This is a genomic window from Nocardiopsis lucentensis DSM 44048 (genome assembly GCF_000341125.1).
In the GTDB taxonomy this organism is placed as follows: Bacteria; Actinomycetota; Actinomycetes; order Streptosporangiales; family Streptosporangiaceae; genus Nocardiopsis; species Nocardiopsis lucentensis.
In genome coordinates this window covers 1-371 of the sequence record NZ_ANBC01000204.1, presented here as the reverse complement: position 1 = coordinate 371, position 371 = coordinate 1, and the positions used below count along the sequence as shown (strand labels likewise).

The window sequence follows — 371 nt, the reverse complement described above, 5'->3', positions numbered from 1 at the left end:
GGCTGTCCGCCGCCGCCGACCCGCAGGGCCTCGGCACGGAGAACGGGGTACCCCCGAGCGGACGAGCTGACCGGGACGACGGGTCGGGTTCAGGAGGCGTCGGCCAGCGAACCCCGAAACGTCCGCCGGTAGGCGAGGGGCGTCACGCCGATCGCGGCGCGCAGGTGCTGGCGGAGCGAGGTCCCCGTGGCGAAGCCCACCAGCCCGGCGATCTCGTCCACCGGCAGATCCGTGGACTCCAGCAGGTGCCGGGCCCGGAGGACGCGCTGCTGGATCAGCCAGCGCCCCGGGCTCACCCCCACCTCCTCGTTGAAGCGGCGGACGAACGTCCGCAGGCTCATGCGGGCGTGGTCGGCCAGCTCCGCGAGGGT

Annotated in this window: 1 protein-coding gene; it reads right to left on the bottom strand. The window is 74.7% G+C overall.

Annotated elements, in window-relative coordinates; genetic code table 11:
* Positions 1–89: 89 nt before the first annotated feature.
* Positions 90–371 (bottom strand): helix-turn-helix domain-containing protein (locus D471_RS0106735; protein WP_026127483.1); only part of this gene is annotated, 282 nt, incomplete at its 5' end.